The 19,426-nt window shown below is 38.4% G+C and carries 18 protein-coding genes; 7 read left to right on the forward strand and 11 right to left on the reverse strand.

All coding sequences use genetic code 11. From position 1 onward, the window contains the following. Window positions 1–101 precede the first annotated feature (101 nt). On the forward strand, window positions 102–1,007 hold the full coding sequence (locus K1X82_00805) for an AraC family transcriptional regulator (GenBank protein ID MBX7180625.1): 906 nt from the start codon (window positions 102–104) through the stop codon (window positions 1,005–1,007). A 1-nt stretch (window position 1,008) separates the two neighbouring features. Here K1X82_00805 and K1X82_00810 read toward each other — a convergent pair whose 3' ends face one another. From K1X82_00810 to K1X82_00830, 5 genes are all read right to left on the reverse strand, one after another. Then, window positions 1,009–2,631, reverse strand: coding sequence for a hypothetical protein (locus K1X82_00810; protein ID MBX7180626.1), 1,623 nt, complete (start codon window positions 2,629–2,631; stop codon window positions 1,009–1,011). A gap of 137 nt (window positions 2,632–2,768) precedes the next feature. Then, complete coding sequence (locus K1X82_00815) at window positions 2,769–3,977, reverse strand: FtsW/RodA/SpoVE family cell cycle protein (GenBank protein ID MBX7180627.1); 1,209 nt, start codon at window positions 3,975–3,977, stop codon at window positions 2,769–2,771. Window positions 3,978–3,983: 6 nt separating this feature from the next. Then, window positions 3,984–4,514 (reverse strand): hypothetical protein, encoded by a 531-nt coding sequence (locus tag K1X82_00820; protein ID MBX7180628.1) that lies wholly within the window; start codon window positions 4,512–4,514, stop codon window positions 3,984–3,986. Window positions 4,515–4,598: 84 nt separating this feature from the next. Next, window positions 4,599–4,940 carry an Hpt domain-containing protein gene (locus tag K1X82_00825; GenBank protein MBX7180629.1) on the reverse strand — a complete coding sequence of 114 codons (342 nt, stop codon included), beginning with the start codon at window positions 4,938–4,940 and terminating at the stop codon, window positions 4,599–4,601. A 56-nt stretch (window positions 4,941–4,996) separates the two neighbouring features. Next, a complete protein-coding gene (locus K1X82_00830; GenBank protein ID MBX7180630.1) occupies window positions 4,997–5,515 on the reverse strand; it encodes a ferritin in 519 nt (172 codons plus the stop codon). Between the two features lie 350 nt (window positions 5,516–5,865). On the opposite strand from K1X82_00830, the gene K1X82_00835 reads away from it, so the two are divergent. Next, window positions 5,866–7,395, forward strand: a complete 1,530-nt coding sequence (locus K1X82_00835; protein MBX7180631.1) for a hypothetical protein — start codon at window positions 5,866–5,868, stop codon at window positions 7,393–7,395. Here K1X82_00835 and nadB read toward each other — a convergent pair whose 3' ends face one another. After that, window positions 7,396–8,973 (reverse strand): L-aspartate oxidase, encoded by a 1,578-nt coding sequence (nadB, locus tag K1X82_00840; protein ID MBX7180632.1) that lies wholly within the window; start codon window positions 8,971–8,973, stop codon window positions 7,396–7,398. It lies immediately after the preceding gene. A gap of 3 nt (window positions 8,974–8,976) precedes the next feature. Further along, window positions 8,977–9,669: a 16S rRNA (uracil(1498)-N(3))-methyltransferase gene (locus K1X82_00845; protein ID MBX7180633.1), complete on the reverse strand. Its 693-nt coding sequence runs from the start codon at window positions 9,667–9,669 to the stop codon at window positions 8,977–8,979. 90 nt (window positions 9,670–9,759) lie between these two features. On the opposite strand from K1X82_00845, the gene K1X82_00850 reads away from it, so the two are divergent. The 3 genes from K1X82_00850 to K1X82_00860 are packed head-to-tail and all read left to right on the forward strand — an operon-like array spanning window position 9,760 to window position 12,402. After that, window positions 9,760–10,734: an SDR family oxidoreductase gene (locus K1X82_00850; GenBank protein MBX7180634.1), complete on the forward strand. Its 975-nt coding sequence runs from the start codon at window positions 9,760–9,762 to the stop codon at window positions 10,732–10,734. Window positions 10,735–10,744: 10 nt separating this feature from the next. Beyond that, window positions 10,745–11,323, forward strand: a complete 579-nt coding sequence (locus K1X82_00855) for an N-acetyltransferase (protein ID MBX7180635.1) — start codon at window positions 10,745–10,747, stop codon at window positions 11,321–11,323. A gap of 29 nt (window positions 11,324–11,352) precedes the next feature. Then, window positions 11,353–12,402 (forward strand): Gfo/Idh/MocA family oxidoreductase, encoded by a 1,050-nt coding sequence (locus K1X82_00860; protein MBX7180636.1) that lies wholly within the window; start codon window positions 11,353–11,355, stop codon window positions 12,400–12,402. Between the two features lie 846 nt (window positions 12,403–13,248). Here the strand turns inward: K1X82_00860 and K1X82_00865 are convergent. Further along, a complete protein-coding gene (locus K1X82_00865) occupies window positions 13,249–14,037 on the reverse strand; it encodes a toxin-antitoxin system YwqK family antitoxin (GenBank protein MBX7180637.1) in 789 nt (262 codons plus the stop codon). 12 nt (window positions 14,038–14,049) lie between these two features. Further along, on the reverse strand, window positions 14,050–14,736 hold the full coding sequence (gene purQ, locus K1X82_00870) for a phosphoribosylformylglycinamidine synthase I (protein ID MBX7180638.1): 687 nt from the start codon (window positions 14,734–14,736) through the stop codon (window positions 14,050–14,052). A 172-nt stretch (window positions 14,737–14,908) separates the two neighbouring features. On the opposite strand from purQ, the gene K1X82_00875 reads away from it, so the two are divergent. Beyond that, the gene (locus tag K1X82_00875; GenBank protein MBX7180639.1) at window positions 14,909–16,828 is read left to right on the forward strand and encodes a DEAD/DEAH box helicase; all 1,920 of its coding nucleotides are present in this window, start codon (window positions 14,909–14,911) and stop codon (window positions 16,826–16,828) included. 6 nt (window positions 16,829–16,834) lie between these two features. Further along, window positions 16,835–17,596, forward strand: a complete 762-nt coding sequence (locus K1X82_00880) for a TatD family hydrolase (GenBank protein MBX7180640.1) — start codon at window positions 16,835–16,837, stop codon at window positions 17,594–17,596. Between the two features lie 77 nt (window positions 17,597–17,673). Here K1X82_00880 and K1X82_00885 read toward each other — a convergent pair whose 3' ends face one another. After that, window positions 17,674–18,645, reverse strand: coding sequence for a T9SS type A sorting domain-containing protein (locus K1X82_00885; protein ID MBX7180641.1), 972 nt, complete (start codon window positions 18,643–18,645; stop codon window positions 17,674–17,676). After that, complete coding sequence (locus K1X82_00890; GenBank protein ID MBX7180642.1) at window positions 18,645–19,361, reverse strand: superoxide dismutase; 717 nt, start codon at window positions 19,359–19,361, stop codon at window positions 18,645–18,647. The genes K1X82_00885 and K1X82_00890 overlap by 1 nt, the downstream gene beginning before the upstream one ends. Window positions 19,362–19,426 lie beyond the last annotated feature (65 nt).

Consider the following 19,426-nt stretch of genomic DNA (forward strand, 5'->3'; position numbering starts at 1 on the left):
CACTGAAGTCGGTAGGTTAATCAAAATAATTGAAGGGTAAAATGGGGATTTAACCAAAATTGTATTTGTTGGAGTCGAACATCTATTAAATTTGTAAATCTATGAAGGAAATCCAATCCCAAGAAATTCCGGTTTATACACTTATTGATCATTCTGAAAAAAAGGAGGTTCCATTTGAGTTTATAACGATGGAGGAAATTGGTGCGCAACGTGAAGAAGAGAATCATGTGCCACATCGTCATGATTTTTTTGCAATTATCTGGGTAAAGAAGGGTAAGGGTAATCATTTAATAGATTATACCAATTATTCCTTTGGCGACAATACTATTTTCTTTTTGGCTCCCGGACATGTTCATTTGGTTAAAGAAGAAATTCCATGCCAAGGCTATGTTATATTATTTACGGAAGAATTTTTAGGATTAGTTCCGGATGGTGGTACTAGTGTCGCATGTTCCATGATATCCCAAGCTGTTGAATTTCCTTATATTGTTCCCAACGAAGAGGAATCTAGAGCTTTTCAAAAGGTAGTTGATTCCATAGGAGGAGAATTTAAAGCCAATGAATTAGGAAGAGATGAAATTATTAGGAGCCAGTTAAAGGTTTTTATGCTTTTGGTTGCCAGGCATCGGGATAGACTTAGTAAGCTAAGTGGGATAAATCCTTTGCATCCGACCAACGATTATTACCGCAATTTTTTGGTAAGTTTAGAGCGGAATTTTAAAAAGGTGCATAGTGTTTCTGCATATTCAGAGATGTTGCATATTACATCGGCCAAGCTAAACGAGTTAGTAAAATCAAACAGAGGTACTACGGCAAGCCAGATGATTAAAGATCGCTTAATTTTAGAAGCTAAGCGAAATTTATCTCATACTGAAAAAACAGTCAAAGAAATTGCTTTCGAACTTGGCTTTGAGGATCATAGTTATTTTATTCGCACATTCAGAATAGAGACCGGAAAAACGCCTCAAGAATTTAGAGAGGAGCAACGATCCTTATGGGCTGCCTGATTTATTTCGATCTAGGTTTTATCGCTTTTAGCTCAACTTCCTTATTTATAACAAAATAGGAGGTTTCCAAGGGTACCTCTAAGTTTTCGGAATGAAACATGTACCCTTTGGCTTCGTAGCTGATATTGTATGTTTTGCCTGAATGAAGGATTAAAATAAATCTACCTGTTTTAGGATTAGGTCTGTAAATACCATAGAGTTCATCATTTTGATTGACAGTGATGGTTACATCTGAAGGAATAACATCGTTTGCGCTGGTAATATATCCTCTATAAACGGTCAATGGAACTTCTTTTTCCATTTCCAGGCTAATCAAATATAAATCTTTTTCACCCAGTCCCCCAGCTTGACTAGAGGCGAAGTAGGCTCTTTTTCCATCAGGAGAGGTAGTAAAAAAGTATTCGTCATCAGCCGTATTAATTGGGAAGCCAATATTTTGAGGAGTGGTCCAGGTTCCTTCCGGCATTTTGTTTGAAAAGAAGATATCAAAGCCTCCTATGGAGCTATGTCCTCTAGAACTAAAGAAAAGAGTATTTCCATCCGGGTGAATAAAGGGTCCTTCTTCATCAAATTTGGTATTGATTTGGGGTCCGGCATTGAGAGGTAGTCCCCAATCTCCGGTAGGTAAGCGTTTAGAAATGTAGATATCCATTCCTCCATATCCACCTTCTCTATCACTAGTAAAATAAAGTGTATTTCCGTCTGCACTAACACTTGCATGAGTTTCTCTTGCTCCGGTATTTATTTGATTACCCAATTTAACCGGTTTGCCCCAGGTGTCCCCATTGAATTTACTTACATAAATGTTTCCGTCTCCCATATCATCCCTGTAAATGAAGAGTTGTTCACCATCAGCCGAAAGTGAAATAGTGGCTTCATGGCCAACTGTATTGATATTATCACCTATTGGAAGTGGTTTGGTCCATTGACCATTTACTTTGTTAGACACATAGATATCTTCGAAGTATTTACCATCATCAGCCAATTGACCACCGGTTGAACCTTCCCGGCGAGAGGTAAAAATTAGGGTATTTTCCAAGGCGTCTAGAACCGGAGCATATTCATCGTATTTGGAATTTACAATTGGACCTAAGTTCTCGATTTGTGCTGTAGTTGGATTGGCAAAAACTTGTTTTGCATTGTTACACATTTCGATTTGTCTGTCAATATCTTTTAAGGTTTCACCATCACTTGCCGGTACGTATTTTTTGTATTTATTATAGTTGGCAATAGCGCTATCTAATTTATAATCCAAATGATAAGCCCGAGCTAAATAATAAATAGTAATGATCGGGGTTTTGGATTCTTTGTAATTCCATTCTTTAAAATTTGCATTAACAAATGCAGCTGCCTTAGCGAGGTATGGAATGGCTTTGTTTTTGGAACCGGAAGTGTTTAGATAAGCATAGCCGGTATAATAGCTGAAAACAGGATTTTTAGGGAATAAGCTATCCAGTGTATGTAAATCATTTAGAGCTGCTGCATAATTTCCATTATCTAAATTGGATTTAATGATGGGAACAACTTTTTGAGCATATTCCTCTTTTTCTACATAAACTTGGGAAAACAGGGTGGTGGTAGCTAGTAATGCATAGAATGCAGTAAGCAGTAGCCTTTTTAGCATGGTGATTGGGTTCAAATGGATAGGTCTACTTTTCAAATTTTTACAAATATCCAAATTAAATTATTTTAAACCAAATTGAAGGAAGTAGGTTACAAACAAAATGCTGTTTATCGAAGTTTCCTCTAAAGTAGAGAGTTTCATACTTCAAATGGAGGAACAATACTATCATCAATTTGATTATTAATTTCTAGCTCTTCGGATGATTCATTTTTTTCATCCAATCGGCTTACACTTAAAATGATTCCTACTGCAATACTGGAAAACCAGATAGAAGTTCCTCCCATACTTAAAAATGGAAGTGGTTGACCGGTTACCGGAAAAAGGTTACTTGCTACTGCCATGTTGATGAGTCCTTGAAAAATAAGACTAAAGGTACATCCCATGGCTAGTAATGCACCAAAAGTATGATTGCATTTAATCACGATTCGAATTCCTCTAAAGAGAATAATCAGATACAAGAATAAAACAAAGATTCCAAAAAATAATCCGTATTCTTCAATGATAATGGCGTAAATAAAATCTGAATAGGATTGAGGTAAAAAATACCGCTGGTCACTGTGTCCTGGACCTTTTCCAAGCAACCCACCGGTTGCGATGGCTATTTTAGCTTGTTCTACCTGGTATTGCTCTTCTGAGTTGTCGTCAGAGGATTTTCCCTTCATAAAATCTTCCACCCGTTGTTCCCAGGTCGCCAACCTAGGCATAGCTTGTGGAAATGCCTTTCCTAGTAAAACAATAAATACAATACCGGCCAAGGAAATACCTATCATTTGAAATAAGTACCTGTAATTTAAGCGGCCGATAAAGAGAAGGATTAAACAGGTTACAAAAAGTACCGCAGCTGTAGAAAAATTGCTTCTTACAATTAATGCGCAAATTCCAAAAACAGGCAGCATGATATGTAATGCAACCCATTTGTTGTCTGATAGTTTTTCTTTGCTTCTACTCATAACCCTGGCGAGGTACATGATCAAAGAAAGTTTGGCAATATCTGAAGGTTGGAAGGTTATATTGATGCCTGGAATTACCAGCCAACGACTTGCTTGGTTTATACTGGCTCCCATAAAAAAGGTCAAGAATAGAAGAAGTACACCTAACCCTATCCCTAGTTGAGAAAGTGGGGAGAAGTATTTATAAGGTATTTGGTGGAATGCCCACATTAGTCCAAGTCCAAAAACGATTATAAATATATGCTTATAAAGATAAAATTCGGTATTACCTGACTGATAGCGATAGGCCAGTGAGCCGGTTGAACTATAAACGGCTAAAATTGAAATTAAGGATAAAAGGAGAACTACCAGCCAAATGACTTTATCACCTTTCAAATATGTATCCAAGGAATTCACTAAAAACTATATAGTCGAAAAAAGATTGCGAACTGCTTTTTTATATTTGTTACCTCGATCTTGGTAACTATCAAATAAATCGAAACTCCCGCCGGCTGGAGATAGTAATACAACATCCCCTTTTTGAGCCATTGCAAATCCAGCGCGAACTGCCTCTTCAGCCGTTGAAACGGAAATAATAAGGTCAACTGTATTGGTAAAGGAATGAAAGATTTTTTGGCTTTCTCTGGTAAGACAAATAGTACCTTTTACTTTGTCTTTAACTATTGCATCCAGATTAGAATAGTCGTTTCCTTCATCCAAACCGCCCACAATCCAAATAATGGGTTTTGTCATTCGGTCGAGGCTATACCATGTTAAATCAACATTGGTAGCCTTGGAGTCATTAATAAACTCAATCCCTTTGAATTCACCAAGTGATTCAAGGCGGTGTTCTGCATTTGGAATATCATCAACGCTTTCACGGATGATGCTTCTTCTGATTTCCAGAAATGTACTGAAAAGATCGGAACTTAACCCTATTTCTTGTTTATCCATTAGGCAGTATTGGTAGAAAGCCAAAGATAACTTAGGGTAGGGAAGAGGTTTTTAAGGGAAATAAAACTTGTTAACGAAGAAAAGTTAAAAAGCGCTAATTTGCTCTTTTAACTCATCAACCGCCTGATTTAATATTCGAACAGTCTTTTCTATCTGACTAGGAATTATTTCAAGGTTGATTTGATTTAAAGAATTGTTTTCCAATTCTCGGATTTCGTCTTCCATTTCAACAATGCCAAAGAAAGTCATTGATGGTTTTATTTTGTGGGCGATGGATTTGATGGTTTGGTAATCGTGGTTGGCCAATGCGGTTTGCATTTTTTCCAAATTTCCGGGAGTTTCGTCAATAAAAGCCTCTGCTACTTCTTTAATAAATTCAGTGCTACCGCCGGAAAGCTCATTTAAATAGTCAAGATTTGTTACCATTTTCAATAGAATCTGGCACTTATACTTGTAAAAATAAAAAAGGTTATGGCCGAAAATTATGCTGCCGGTTGAGCTCCTGCGGCACTTGGTGCAGAAATGGTTTCTATATCACGATCAAATAAATACATACCGGCACTATCTTTTCCTATTAAATTTAATTTGTCTAATACCGTTTTTGCCAGGTTTTCTTCTTCCAATTGTTCAGTGACATACCATTGTAAGAAGTTGTGGGTGGTGAAGTCTTTTTCCTGAAGACATAATCCCACCAATCCATTTATTTCATTAGTTACTTGCCTTTCATGGTCTAGCACAAGTTGGAATAAATCCTTTACACTTTTAAAGGTTTTTGGAGGAAGTTTTGATCCCGGAGAAATACCATGTCCTCCCCGTTCGTTGATAAAGTGGATTAGTTTTAGCATATGTATCCGCTCCTCTTCTGCATGCTTATAAAGAAAACGGGATGTTCCTTCTAGTCCATTTACCTCCGCCCATGATGCCATAGCCAGATATAAATTAGAAGAATAAAATTCCATGGAAATTTGGTCGTTGAGCGCTTTTTCTATTTTTGAATTCATCGGATTGCAAGTTGCGCAAAAATAGAATTTAATCCTTTCCGGAATATAAGAATGTTCACTTAACCAAGGATTGATTTTCTAAGTATACTTGTTGGGAAATGCCCAAAATTACCGATTAAAATTTTCTTTCTTTATTTAGTAAATTTTGAAGATTATATCTGAGTTGAGTTTTTAAACTATCCCTTTGATTTTATGGTGCTATTTTTTGATTTTTATTACTTAAGTATTTGTTTATTTTTGCTGCATTAAGAAAAAAATGAAATATCTTTATTTAAGCATTTGGGCTATCTTGTTTTTGGGTATAAATTTAGGCTATTCTCAATCAAAAAAAAACAAATTCATCAAAAGATTTGGAGTTAATATGGGGTGAAAATTTTAGAATCCCTAAGAAGCATTTCCAGTTAGATTTTACAGGCAATCCAGACGATGGTTATGTTAATATTTGCTGGAGGAATAAGAAAAGTATTGCACTTCAGCATTTTGATAAAAATCTGAAATTTAAGAAAGAAGAAATTATTAGTAATAAGGAGAAAAAGGGTAGTATATTTGAAGGGACAGTAAAATTAAACGGTCGTTTTTTTATTCGGCAGGTTCGCAGAGACAAAAAAGCCAACAAATCCTATTGTATTGTTCAAGAAGTTGATGTAAAGTCCGGCAAACTTTTGGCGGAAAAGGTTTTGTGTGAAGGAGAATATAGAAGTTCTAATTTTTATTACAAATCCAGCAAAGACAAGGATTATTTTATGGTGTATTTCACCAAGCCTAAAGAAAGCAGAAGGGATTCTAAAAATTTCGAAACCTATTGTTTTAGGGTGTTTGATATGAATTTAAATAAGAAATGGGGGAAAGATGTTAGGCTTCCGTACCCTGAATCTGAAATACGTGCACAAGAGTTTACTTTGACTTCCAAAGGGGAGGTGTATATGTTAATGAAAAAACACCAGGATAATGGAGGTAAGAAGTTGAAGGGTTCTAAGGATACCGATTTAGATGGAAAAGCTTCAAGTAACTTTGGTTTGGAATTATACAAAGTGGATCCGAATGATTTTGAAATGGATAAAATCAAAGTGAAGTTTAATCCAAAATACTACTATTCTACTGTTAAGTTTTTCGAAACCGATGTCAATCAACTATTGTTGATAAGCCTATATTCTTCAGCCAAAAATGATTCGTATGATGGTTTATCGCTTATGACTTTTAATCCTGAAGCCGGAGAATTTGAAGAATCCCAATTGTATGAAATACCAACAGAATTAATTAAAGAGTTTGAAAGCGCTAAGGAAAATAGGAAGCGAGACAAAAAGGCTAAGAAAAAGGGTGATAATGATGAAGAAGCGGCTAGTTTGGAACTTAGGAGTGCAATTTTGGATAAGGATGGAAATCTCTACATTACTGCTGAGCAATATTATCTAGTTATTACCTCGCATACCCATACCGATGGCAAAGGTGGAAGTTATACTACCTATACCTATCATCACTATTTCCAGGATGTATATGTGTTTAAGATAAACAAGGAGAAGTCTTTGGAATGGGTAAAGAAAATCCCGAAAAATCAAGCTTCAGTTAATACTACCCGAACAATGGGAATTCACTCGATGGTATATAATGGTGATTATTATTTGGTTTATTTTGATAACACGGATAACTTGAAATTATCCGGCAGTAAAAGTCCATCGGTTTACGGACCAGGCAAAGGGATGCTATGTTACTCTAAAATAAATTCCGAAGGAAAAGTTCCGAAGGAAAAGTTGTTTGATATTAAAGAAGAAGAAAAGTACCTTGAAGTTACAGATTTCGAGCGAGTTGCCGAAGGAACTTACCTAACAACTGCTTATTTTAAGAAAGATAAAAACCCGGTAATTCTTAGGGTTAAAGATTAATTAAAACTTCCTATTACTGCCTTCTCCCGGCGGGAAATCCAAAGAATAATGCAATCCGCGGCTTTCCTGCCTTTTCATGGCACAGCGAATAATAATGTAACTCACATTAATCAAGTTTCTTAATTCGCATAACTGGGTAGATAAGGTGGTTCGGTTATATAGGTCTTCGTTTTCCTGGTAAATAATATTTAGCCTGTCTAAGGCTCTCTTAAGTCTAAGGTTTGAGCGAACAATTCCGACATAACTGCTCATTATTTGCTGAACCTCTTTTAAATTTTGGGTAATTAATACCATTTCTTCCGGATAGGAAGTTCCGCTATCATCCCAGTTGGGAATTTGATTGTTAATATCGATAGTATCCAGGTTTTCAATGGCATCCATAGCTGCTTTATGTGCATAAACTACAGCTTCCAGCAAGGAATTGGATGCTAAACGGTTGGCACCATGTAAGCCTGTGCTACTGCATTCTCCTGCCGCATATAGGTTTTTTATGCTTGAACGTCCATTTAGGTCAACTTTAATCCCGCCGCAGATGTAATGAGCAGCAGGTACAACCGGAATATAATCCTTTGCTAAATCAATTCCAAGACTTAAACATTTGGCGTAAATATTCGGGAAATGGTTCACGAGTCCGTGTTTGTCTAAGTGAGTGCAATCCAACCAAACATGGTCTTCTCCCGACATTTTCAATTCGTTGTCAATCGCTCTGGCCACAATATCTCGAGGAGCTAGAGAGCCTCTTGAATCATATTTGTGCATAAATTCTTGGCCATTTTTGGTTCTTAAAATCCCGCCATGTCCTCGAACGGCTTCACTAATTAAAAAGGAAGGACGTTCACCGGGATTATACAAGGAGGTTGGATGAAACTGAATAAATTCCATGTTTTCTACTCTCCCTTTTGCTCTGTAAACCATGGCAATTCCATCTCCTGTTGCAATTTCAGGATTGGTGGTACTTGTATAAACATTACCTGCTCCACCGGTAGCCATTAAAGTGGTTTTTGCTAATATGGTTTCTACCTTTTTTGACTTGATATTAAGTACATAAACGCCGAAGCACTGAATATCCGGAGTGTTTTTGTTTACTTCAACACCCAAGTGATGCTGGGTAATAATATCAACGGCGAAATAATGATCAAAAATTTGAATATTCGGATGGTTCTTAGCTTGATTTAATAAGGCTCTTTCAATCTCAAACCCGGTTTTGTCTTTGTAATGAAGAATTCGTTTTTCACTATGACCACCTTCCTTGGCTAAATGGTACTCTCCCGATTCCGTTTTGTCAAATTGGGTACCCCAATCGGCAAGTTCTTTTACTCGTTCTGTTCCTTCATTGATAACCATTCTAACAACTGCTTCTTCGCAAAGTCCGTCTCCGCATTCCAGGGTGTCTTTTACATGTTTTTCATAACTATCGTGCTCATAAATTACAGCAGCAATACCTCCTTGTGCATATTTCGTATTGCTTTCATCTTCATTGGCTTTGGTAACCATTATTACCTTGCCTTTTTCTGCCACTTTTAGTGCATAGCTTAAACCGGCTATTCCTGATCCAATGATTAAAAAATCTGTTTTCATACTTTAATTAAAATTCCAAAGAGTACAAGCCACAACTCCTGCAGTTTCGGTTCGTAATCTAGAGTTACCTAATGAAATGGGTTGAAAGTTTCTTTCTATTGCCGCCTTGACTTCTTCTTCGGTAAAATCTCCTTCTGGTCCAATATAGATAGATGTGGCTTGATTGAGATCCTTAAAACCGGCTAGTGGTGAGCGCTCCAAATGACCAATGCAGTGTGCTATAAGTTTAATTGGATTGGAATCTGATAGACAATCCTTGAATTTTTTTTCTGAATTAAGAATGGGTAGATGCAATCTTCCACTTTGTTTCATAGCGGAAATAAGAATTTTTTGCCACCTCTCATGCTTGGCAAAAAACTTTTCACTTCGCTGGGTAATCAGCGGAGTGATGGATCCAATTCCTATTTCGGTTGTTTTTTCTAAGAACCATTCAAAACGTTCGGGATTTTTCGGCAATGCCATGAAAATGTGCAACAAGGGTGCTTGTAGTTCTTGCTGTTTCAATTGCAGTATCTCTGCCGAAAAATCGTTTGGCTTACCCGATACAATTCGAGCATCCCATAAATCTCCTTTTCCGTTCGTAACCTGAATGATATCGCCTTCCCGATGTCGAAGCGTTTTTAAAGCATGCTGTCCTTCTTCCGGTGAGAATCGAAGAAGGTTTTGGCTCTGTTCTGTAGCGTAAAACAATGTCATTCTAGTTTGCGAAAGTAGGTCGTTCGTAGGTATTTAAGAAAAGAAATTTGATAATTGAATTTTGTTGGCTTTCTTTGTCCTCAAATTAAGATGGCTCGTAAACGAATATTAATTACCGGAGCGGCCGGGTTTTTGGGTTCTCACCTGTGCGATCGCTTTATTGCCGAGGATTTCCATGTGATTGGAATGGATAACCTGATAACAGGTGACTTGCGTAATATTGAACACCTTTTCAAACTGGAGAATTTTGAATTCTATAACCATGATGTAAGCAAATTTGTTCATGTTCCGGGCGAGTTGCATTACATCTTGCATTTTGCGAGCCCCGCAAGTCCAATTGATTACCTGAAAATTCCTATCCAAACACTTAAAGTGGGCTCCTTGGGAACCCATAATTTGCTAGGACTAGCTAAAGCAAAAGGTGCAAGGATTTTAGTTGCTTCAACTTCCGAAGTTTATGGTGATCCCTTGGTGCATCCTCAAACCGAAGACTATTGGGGTAATGTTAACCCAATAGGTCCAAGGGGAGTTTACGACGAAGCTAAACGTTTTCAAGAAGCCATCACAATGGCCTATCATACTTACCACCAGGTTGAAACTAGAATCGTACGTATTTTTAATACCTATGGTCCAAGAATGCGACTAAATGACGGTAGAGTTCTACCTGCCTTTATTGGTCAAGCTTTGCGAGGTGAGGATTTAACCATGTTCGGTGACGGAAGTCAAACCCGTTCATTCTGCTATGTTTCTGATTTAGTGGAAGGTATTTACCGACTGCTTTTCAGCGACTATGCCTACCCCGTAAATGTGGGTAATCCAAGTGAGATTACCATTAAGGAGTTTGGCGAAGAAATTTTGAAATTAACCGGAGCTAATCAAAAGCTCATTAGTCTGCCTTTACCTAAAGACGACCCAAAACAACGTCAGCCGGATATTACCAAAGCCAAATCCATTTTAGGCTGGGAACCCAAGGTAAGCAGAGCAGAAGGCCTTAAAATAACCTATGAATACTTTAAAAGTTTACCAACAGAAGAGTTATTTAAAAAGGAACATCGATTTTCATAATTAATTAAGTATGGATACTAATTTTACTGCCCACGAAAGCGCCTATATTGATGAAGGTTGCAAAATCGGAAAGGGTACCAAAGTTTGGCATTTTAGCCACATCATGCCCAATTGTACCATTGGAGAGAATTGTAACATCGGTCAAAATGTTGTTATTTCTCCAGAAGTAGTGCTGGGGAACAATGTAAAAATTCAAAACAATGTAAGCATCTACACCGGAGTTACCTGCGATGATGATGTTTTTTTGGGACCTTCCATGGTTTTTACCAATGTTACTAATCCCAGAAGTGCGGTAAATCGCCGTAGCCAATATGCCAAAACCCATGTTGGTAAAGGTGCTTCTATTGGGGCAAATGCAACCATTGTTTGCGGACATGATATCGGCAAATTTGCCTTTATTGGTGCCGGCGCTGTAGTTACCAAAAATGTGCCCGATTACGCCTTAATGGTTGGTAATCCAGCCAAACAAATGGGCTGGATCAGTGAATTTGGTCATCGCCTAGCATTCAACGACCAAGGTTTGGCCATTTGTCCGGAAAGCAATCAAAAATACCAATTGAAAAGTGGTTTGGTTGCCCGAATAGATTAATTTTACATTTTATTTTATTCTGATTATATATGCCTAAAATTGAAGGAAAAATCCGCTATGCCGTTGTAGGAACCGGACATATCGGTAAAAGACATTCCGAAATGATTCGTAGGAATGCCGAAAGTGAATTAATAGCTATTTGCGACGTTAGACCTAAAGAGGTTTTGGGTTTAGATGAATACAAAGACGTTCCATTTTTTAACTCCATCGACGATCTGCTTGGAAGTGGACTTGAATTTGATGTCGTTAATATTTGTACCCCCAATGGATTTCATGCAGAACATGCCATTAAGGCTCTTGATGCCAACAAACATGTGGTAGTAGAAAAACCAATGGGACTTACCAAAGCAGAGTGTGAGCAAGTGATTTTTAAATCATTACAGGTTTCTAAGCAAGTTTTTTGTGTTATGCAAAATCGCTACTCTCCGCCTTCTGAATGGATTAAAAGTGTGGTTGAAAAAAACATTCTTGGAAAAGTTTTCTTAGTGCAATTGAATTGTTATTGGAACCGCGATGAGCGTTATTATAAAAAGGATACCTGGAAAGGTCGTCAGGATTTAGATGGAGGTACTTTGTTTACCCAATTTAGCCATTTTATCGATATCATGTATTGGCTTTTTGGTGATATTAAAGATATTCAAGCCAAATTCAACGATTTTACCCATAAAAACAATACTGATTTCGAAGATTCCGGACTCGTAAATTTCAACTTTGTTAATGGAGGAATGGGTAGTATTAATTATTCTACCTCTGTTTGGGATACTAATTTGGAAAGTTCCATTACCATTGTCGGCGAAAAAGGAAGTGTTAAAATTGGTGGACAATATATGAATGAAGTGGAGTATTGCCACATTAAAGACTATACTATGCCCGAACTTGCCCCTGTAAATCCGGCTAACGATTACGGTGGATATAAAGGTTCTGCGGCCAATCACCATTACATTATTGAAAACGTGGTGGATGTGTTAAAAGGTCGTAGTAGTATCACTACCAATGCTTTAGAAGGTTTGAAAGTGGTTGAGATTATTGAACGAATTTATTCCCTTAGACCTAAGAATGTAATTAAAGCCAATCATTAAGATTGGTTTTTTTTTGGTTTTTATGTAAGGCCTTATTTGGCGGGCCCCCTTCGCCTTCCTTTCATTTGTGTGATGATCAAGTTGCATGCATGAAGGCTTCGGGTCACGCTATCGTCTGTAGTCCCGGCTCAGCCCACAAGCCTTATTAGCCGGGAGCTACTTGCCTCTATCGTTGCCCGAGGTGCAACCCCAGTCATTAACAAAAAACCGGATTTACAACCAACCTCCTCCATTGATGAATGGTGAGTTCGGAAGGAAGGTCAGGTGTAAATTGGATATGCTGATTAGGCTATGCCAGAATTGTCTTGAACCCAGATTGTCATTTGAAACGAAGTGAACAAATGACAAGCGCGATGGGATATGGGATGATTTGGGTTAATTCCGAGCTAGTGTTAGTTAGTGCCGAGGAAACAAAATGTTAGTCCTATTTTACAAGAAATATTAACACTTAATAGGACTTACATTTTGTACTCTCGGTATTCTTTCAAACTTAGGAATATGCCGAGGATACATTATGTTATCAATTTTACATAAGAAAACTAGTATATAAATTGATATTACATAATGTTCTCTCGGTAAAAATTACTTGAAAGCCTTACTAACACTTGTCTCGAAACGTAGTTTAAAATTTCTATTGACAATTTTGGGATTAATTTGGGTTAAAGGTAGCATGGTACTTTCCGGGGTTCGGTCGGGTAGGGATAGAAGTGGATAGCCCACAGCCCCAAACCCTTTTGGGGCGAGGACTAGGAACGAATAGCCCGGGCCTGAGCCTGATAAAATTTTGTAATGGTGTTTCTTTCTGGCGAAGGCACCCGCCAAATAAAAAAAGCAGAGGAATTTTACTTATTTCTTCTCTTGACCGTCTTTGAATTTTTGAGTCAGAATAAGTTCACCTTTTTCATTATATTCTTTCCAAATGCCGTCCTTTTTACCTTTTACGAAAATGCCTTCCGATTTGAGTTTTCCATCTGGATAGTACTCTTTAAAAGGCCCATCAAATTCGTTGTTTAAATATGTTCCTTCGGTGGCCAAAATTTCATTTTTGTGGTAGGTTTTAAAAGGGCCGTTTAAATCTCCAAAGGTGTAGGTATATTCGATAGATTTTTTGCCATCTTCGAAATACCAAGTAGCTTTTCCATTGCGTTTACCTTGAACATAAATGGCTTCTTCTTGTTTTTTTCCGTTGGTATACCAGGTGTTTTTAGTTCCGTTCAACACCCCGTTTTCGTAAACTGCTTCGGAGCTTAGGCGAGACCCAAAGCTATAGGTTTTACAAGTACCATGCAGTTTATCCGATTTATACCAATCCTCTTTTTTTATTCCCCCGTTTTCCAATTCAATGAAAATACCTTCTTTGGCACCAAGGATATAATTTTCAATTTTGGTAAGGGTGGTTGCATCTCCGCTGTATTCAACCCAAGTTTGATTTTTTTTATTATTGATGTAGGTTCCGCGATTTTCCTTGTAGGTTCGACTTCCTTTGGTGCCTGAAAATTCGATCCAATAGCCTTGTTTAGCGCCATTCGCATCAACTTTGTTGCAAGTATCAGGCACCAAAGGTTTTGAACTCATATTATGAGCTGCTTGAATGTAAGAAAGGCAAATGAAGGGAATCAGGACAAAGAGATTCATACCCAAAATTGATTAGGCCAATACTTGAGAAAGCAGTGAACGGAACAAAAACAAACCGTCGGTATTGTTAAGGGCAGGGTCGGCGGCACGTTCCGGGTGCGGCATCATTCCAAAAACGTTTTTGGAAGCATTGCAAACACCGGCAATGTTGTTGGTGGCACCATTTGGATTAGATTCGGCAGTAATTTGTCCATTTTCATCGCAGTATCTAAACATAATTTGACCATTTTTTTCCATCTGCTCCAGGGTTTGCTCATCGGCGAAAAAGCGACCTTCACCATGAGCAATAGGGATTTTTAGGGCTTGATCGGGAACCAAGGTGGTTAGCAAACAATCGTTTTGTTTGCGTATATAAGTGTTTTTACAAATAAACTTATGGCTTTCGTTGTGCAATAAAGCGCCCGGAACCAAACCGGCTTCGCAGAGAATTTGAAATCCATTGCAAATGCCGATAACTAAACCTCCACGGTTAGCGAAATCAATAACGCTGGTCATAATGGGGGAAAAGCGGGCAATGGCGCCAGAACGAAGGTAATCGCCGTATGAAAAGCCACCTGGTAAAACCACACAATCGACACCTTGTAAATTAGTGTCTTTATGCCACAATTCCACAACTTCACTGTGGCTTTGATGACGCAAGGTATAAATCATGTCTTGGTCGCAATTGGACCCCGGGAAGATAACAACGCCGAATTTCATTTTGGATTTATTTGGCACAAAGTTAAGTGTGAAAGCCTTGGTTTTGGTAGGAAAATGCAATAATCGAATAAAAAATAGTGTAAAGCCCAATTTACTGCGTACCTTTGCGGCCTTAACAAAAACTAACTGTAGAAGTTATAGTTTATTTATTCACTAATTTTTCAATCGTTTAATGTCTTCTTTTAGCACCCTCGGACTTTCGGGGGAAATCATTGAATCCGTTTCAAAACTAGGATTCGAAACACCTACGCCCATTCAAGAAAAAGTAATTCCATTGTTGCTTGGAGGCAGCACGGATATAGTGGCTTTAGCCCAAACCGGAACAGGAAAAACGGCAGCATTTGGCTTGCCATTAATTGAAATGTGCGATCCATCCAGTCGTCAAACCCAGGCTCTTATTTTAGCACCAACCAGGGAATTGTGTATGCAAATTACACAGGACCTTACCAACTTTTCAAAAGGAGTAAAACCTTTGAATATAGTTGCTGTTTATGGAGGTGCAAGTATATCTGAACAGATTCGTAAACTTCGGGTTGGAGCACAAATTGTGGTAGCTACTCCCGGCCGTCTAATTGATTTATTGGATAGGGAAGCAGTTCGTTTAAATACCTTGTTGTATGTGGTTTTAGATGAGGCAGATGAAATGCTTAACATGGGATTTCAGGAAGATATTGACCATATTTTGGAAAGTACGCCTGAGGAAAAAAATGTTTGGTTATTTTCTGCTACTATGCCTAAAGAGGTAAGACAAATAGCGAATAACTATATGAATGAGCCACAGGAGGTTACGGTAGGCTCTAAGAATCAAGGCAATGAAAACATTGAGCATCAGTATATGGTGATTAGTGATAGGGACAGGTATTTGGCTTTAAAACGTGTTGTTGATTTTAATCCGGAAATTTTTGGCGTGGTATTTTGTCGCACCAAACTGGATACTCAGGATGTTGCAGAAAAGTTAATCAAGGATGGCTATAATGCTGATGCCTTGCACGGAGACTTATCTCAAGCGCAACGTGATAAAGTAATGCGTGCTTTTAAAAATAAATCGCTTCAATTGTTGGTAGCAACCGATGTAGCTGCCCGAGGAATTGATGTAAGCAACATTACCCATGTTATACACATGAACATGCCCGATGAGATTGAATATTACACCCACCGTAGCGGACGTACAGCCCGTGCAGGTAAAAAAGGTGTTTCAATTGCCTTGGTAAATAAAAGGGAAGTTGGGAAGATTTCGCAGATTGAACGCACCATCCAAACCAAATTTGAAAAAAGATTGGTTCCAACCGGTGCTGAAGTTTGCCAAGTTCGTTTATTAGGCTTAGTTCATAAATTAAGAGAGGTTCAAGTGGTTGAAGAAGAAATAGCCAGTTTGTTGCCATCTGTTTATGAAGAGTTAATGCCATTAACGAAGGAAGAAATCATCAAACGTTTCACCTCCTTGGAGTTTAACCACATGCTGGATTATTACCGCGGTGCACCTGATTTGAACCAATCGGTATCAACTAAATCATCTCACAAGGACGATTCGGCTTTCAGGGAAGAAAATTATGTTACTGGCGATCGTTTGTTTATTTCATTAGGTAAAATGGATGGTTTTGATAAGAGTAGAATGGTTTCATTCATTTGTAGCCGTTGTCGTATCGTAAACCGTCAACTCGGTAAAATAATTTTGAAAGATGCCTATACCTTTATCGAAGTGGATAAATCCATGACTGATATGGTAAAAGAAGCTTTGCATGGAATTGAATATAAAGGAAGATTTGTGCGGGTGGAAAATACCGGAGAAGGCGATGGAGGCGGAGAATCAAAACGTTCAAGAGGTGGAGACCGTGACCGTGGTGGTGATCGAGGTGGTGACCGTCGCAACGACCGTGGAAGAAGTTCCGGTGGAGATCGCGGTAAACCAAAAAGAGAAGGTGGATTCGAGAATAAAGGAAGAACAGAGAAAAAGGAATGGGGTGAAAAGAAAGAATGGGGGGGAAGTAGAGGTGCAGAAAAAAGTTCTTCCAAAAACGATTCCGGAAGTTCTCGTAAATCCAGTTTTCAGGACGATTTCAAAAGTAAAAAGAAGAAAAAGGATAAGTGGTAATTAGCCATGTTAATCGACACCCATACCCATTTGTACAGTGACCAATTTAATGGGGATATAAAGGATGTTATTCAACGTAGCAGGGATTTAGATGTTGGCAAACACTATCTCCCTGCTATTGATTCAGAAACCCACACCGCAATGCTCAATCTGGAAGAGCGATTTCCGGATGATTGCATCGCCATGATGGGATTGCACCCCTGTTCTGTTAATGAAAATTATAAAAAGGAGCTTCGCGAAATTGAATCCTGGCTTGGCAAACGTAACTGGGTAGCGGTTGGCGAAATCGGACTTGACTTTTATTGGGATAAAACCTTCACAGCACAACAATACGAAGCCTTTGAGCTTCAAATAAAATGGGCCAAAGAGTTGGATATTCCTATCATTATCCATACGAGAAATGCTACTGAAGAAGCCATCCAGGTTATTGAAAAACTGAAGGATGAAAAGCTACGGGGTATTTTCCATTGTTATTCCGGTACATTGGATCAAGCCAAGCGTGTTATTGACTTAGGTTTTTATCTTGGGATAGGTGGGGTGGTTACCTTTAAAAATGGAGGATTGGCAGAAATTGTAAAAGAAGTACCATTACAACATCTTGTTTTGGAGACTGATTCACCTTATTTGGCTCCGGTGCCACATCGGGGAAAACGAAACGAATCGTCATACCTGGGTCTCATAGCAGAAAAGGTTGCAGATTTGCACCAGGTGGGTTTGGGAGAAGTGGCTTTTCAAACAACCCAAAATGCCCGAGGCATTTTTTTCTAGCCAATACTGAAATAGCAAAAACCTTGATTTTTTGAAACCTGAATTGGTAAATTAGTTCTTACAATTTACCGATGAGCTTAGGGGTGTTTAACCAATACTTTGGCTTTTTGGGCTATACCATCTACACTGCTGTATAATAGGTAGTTTCCATCCGGTAGGGATGAGGTTTCTACTTGGAAGTATTCTTCCATTGGATTGAAACTTTGTTGCAATACTAATTTTCCTTCCTGGTTAACTAATAAGGCCATTCCTTTTTTACCTTTTTTAAAGGGGCTTACTTTGATAAAGTCGGTACATGGGTTTGGAAAGGCTTGAAGAGAAGGGAGATCGGAGTTTTCAATCACACCCGTATATTGAAAGTCAATAACCGGGAAAATGGCAAAATCGGCATCCAGTGGCCAGCTCCTAAGCATGGTGGACCAAGATCCTGTATTCAGTTTTTCCCAAGCTAATTCTGAACTATCTGCCTGACCATCAAAACCGGTATACAAGGCTATCGTATCACCAGGTTTTAAATCCCAAAATGAAATACTGATGGCAAAATCTGAATCTAAGGTTATTGGCCAGGTAAGCGGAAGGGAAGCCAAACCTGAGGTATCAACCATAGAAAAAGTGTAAGGGATTTGGGCAATTATATCACCCGGAGCACCATCTTCTTCATTTCCTGCCGTTGTTTTACCTTGTCCGTTGGTTTTGTAAAAATTAATCCAAAGTTTGGAAGCAGTGTCGCCTGAGTAAGTTTTACCACCAAACAAAAACAATACTTCTGTAACTCCATAAACTGTATCGTTGTGGAATACCTGGGCTTTTTCTCTGTCATTGAAACCATTTACTCCTGAAACATAACCACCGGAAGGAGAAGTATATAATGCTAAAGAATCCGCACCCCACAAGGTTCCCAAGGTATCTATACCTATTGCAGATTTTTCAAGGAATGATCCGGTTAGTTTTTTGCGTTCAGCAACTTTTCCAACAGATTTGGTCTGTCCAAACCCGTTTACCACTCCGATTCCCAGAAGTATAATTGTTATTAAATGTAGCTTTTTCATTATTTACCTTCGCTTTGTTTTATTCTTTTTTCTACTTCGTCCCAATTTACAACATTCCAAAAGCCTTTAATGTAATCGGCACGCAGGTTTTGGTATTTTAAATAATAGGCATGTTCCCAAACATCGAGAGCAAGAACAGGATATCCTTTTGGTTCAGAGACAGGCATAAGAGGATTGTCCTGGTTTGGAGTGGAACAAATAACCAACTTGCCATTTTTAACGATGGCCCAAACCCAACCACTGCCAAACCGTTGCATTCCGGCTTTAGCAAATTCTTCCTTAAATTTATCAATGCTTCCAAAGGTAGCATTGGCTAAATTGGTAAATCCCATTCCGGGTTGTTGACCTTTAGCCGGACTCAGTAAAGTCCAAAATAGACTGTGGTTGTAATGACCTCCGCCATTATTGCGGATAATCATAGGAAGCTGGTCGGCCAGTTTCATGAGTTCTTCCAACGATTTTCCTTTAGCCAATTCATTTTCTGCTACAGCCTTATTCAAATTATCAACGTATGCTTTATGGTGTTTTCCATGGTGAATTTCCATGGTCATTTTATCAATGTATGGTTCCAGAGCATCGGTAGGGTAGGGTAGAGCCGGCAAGGTAAATGCGGGTGTATTTCCTGAGTTTTCAGCAAACAGGGGAATTCTTGGTGCCAGGGTTGCAAAAGCAGTTGCTCCGGCGATTCGTTTTAAAAAAGACCTGCGGTTATTCATGAACCAAATTTTTGCAAAGCTAAACCAGGATTGCAGTTTTGAACTTTTTCTTTTGCATTTTTATG

Source organism: Bacteroidia bacterium, from assembly GCA_019695265.1.
In the GTDB taxonomy this organism is placed as follows: Bacteria; Bacteroidota; Bacteroidia; order JAIBAJ01; family JAIBAJ01; genus JAIBAJ01.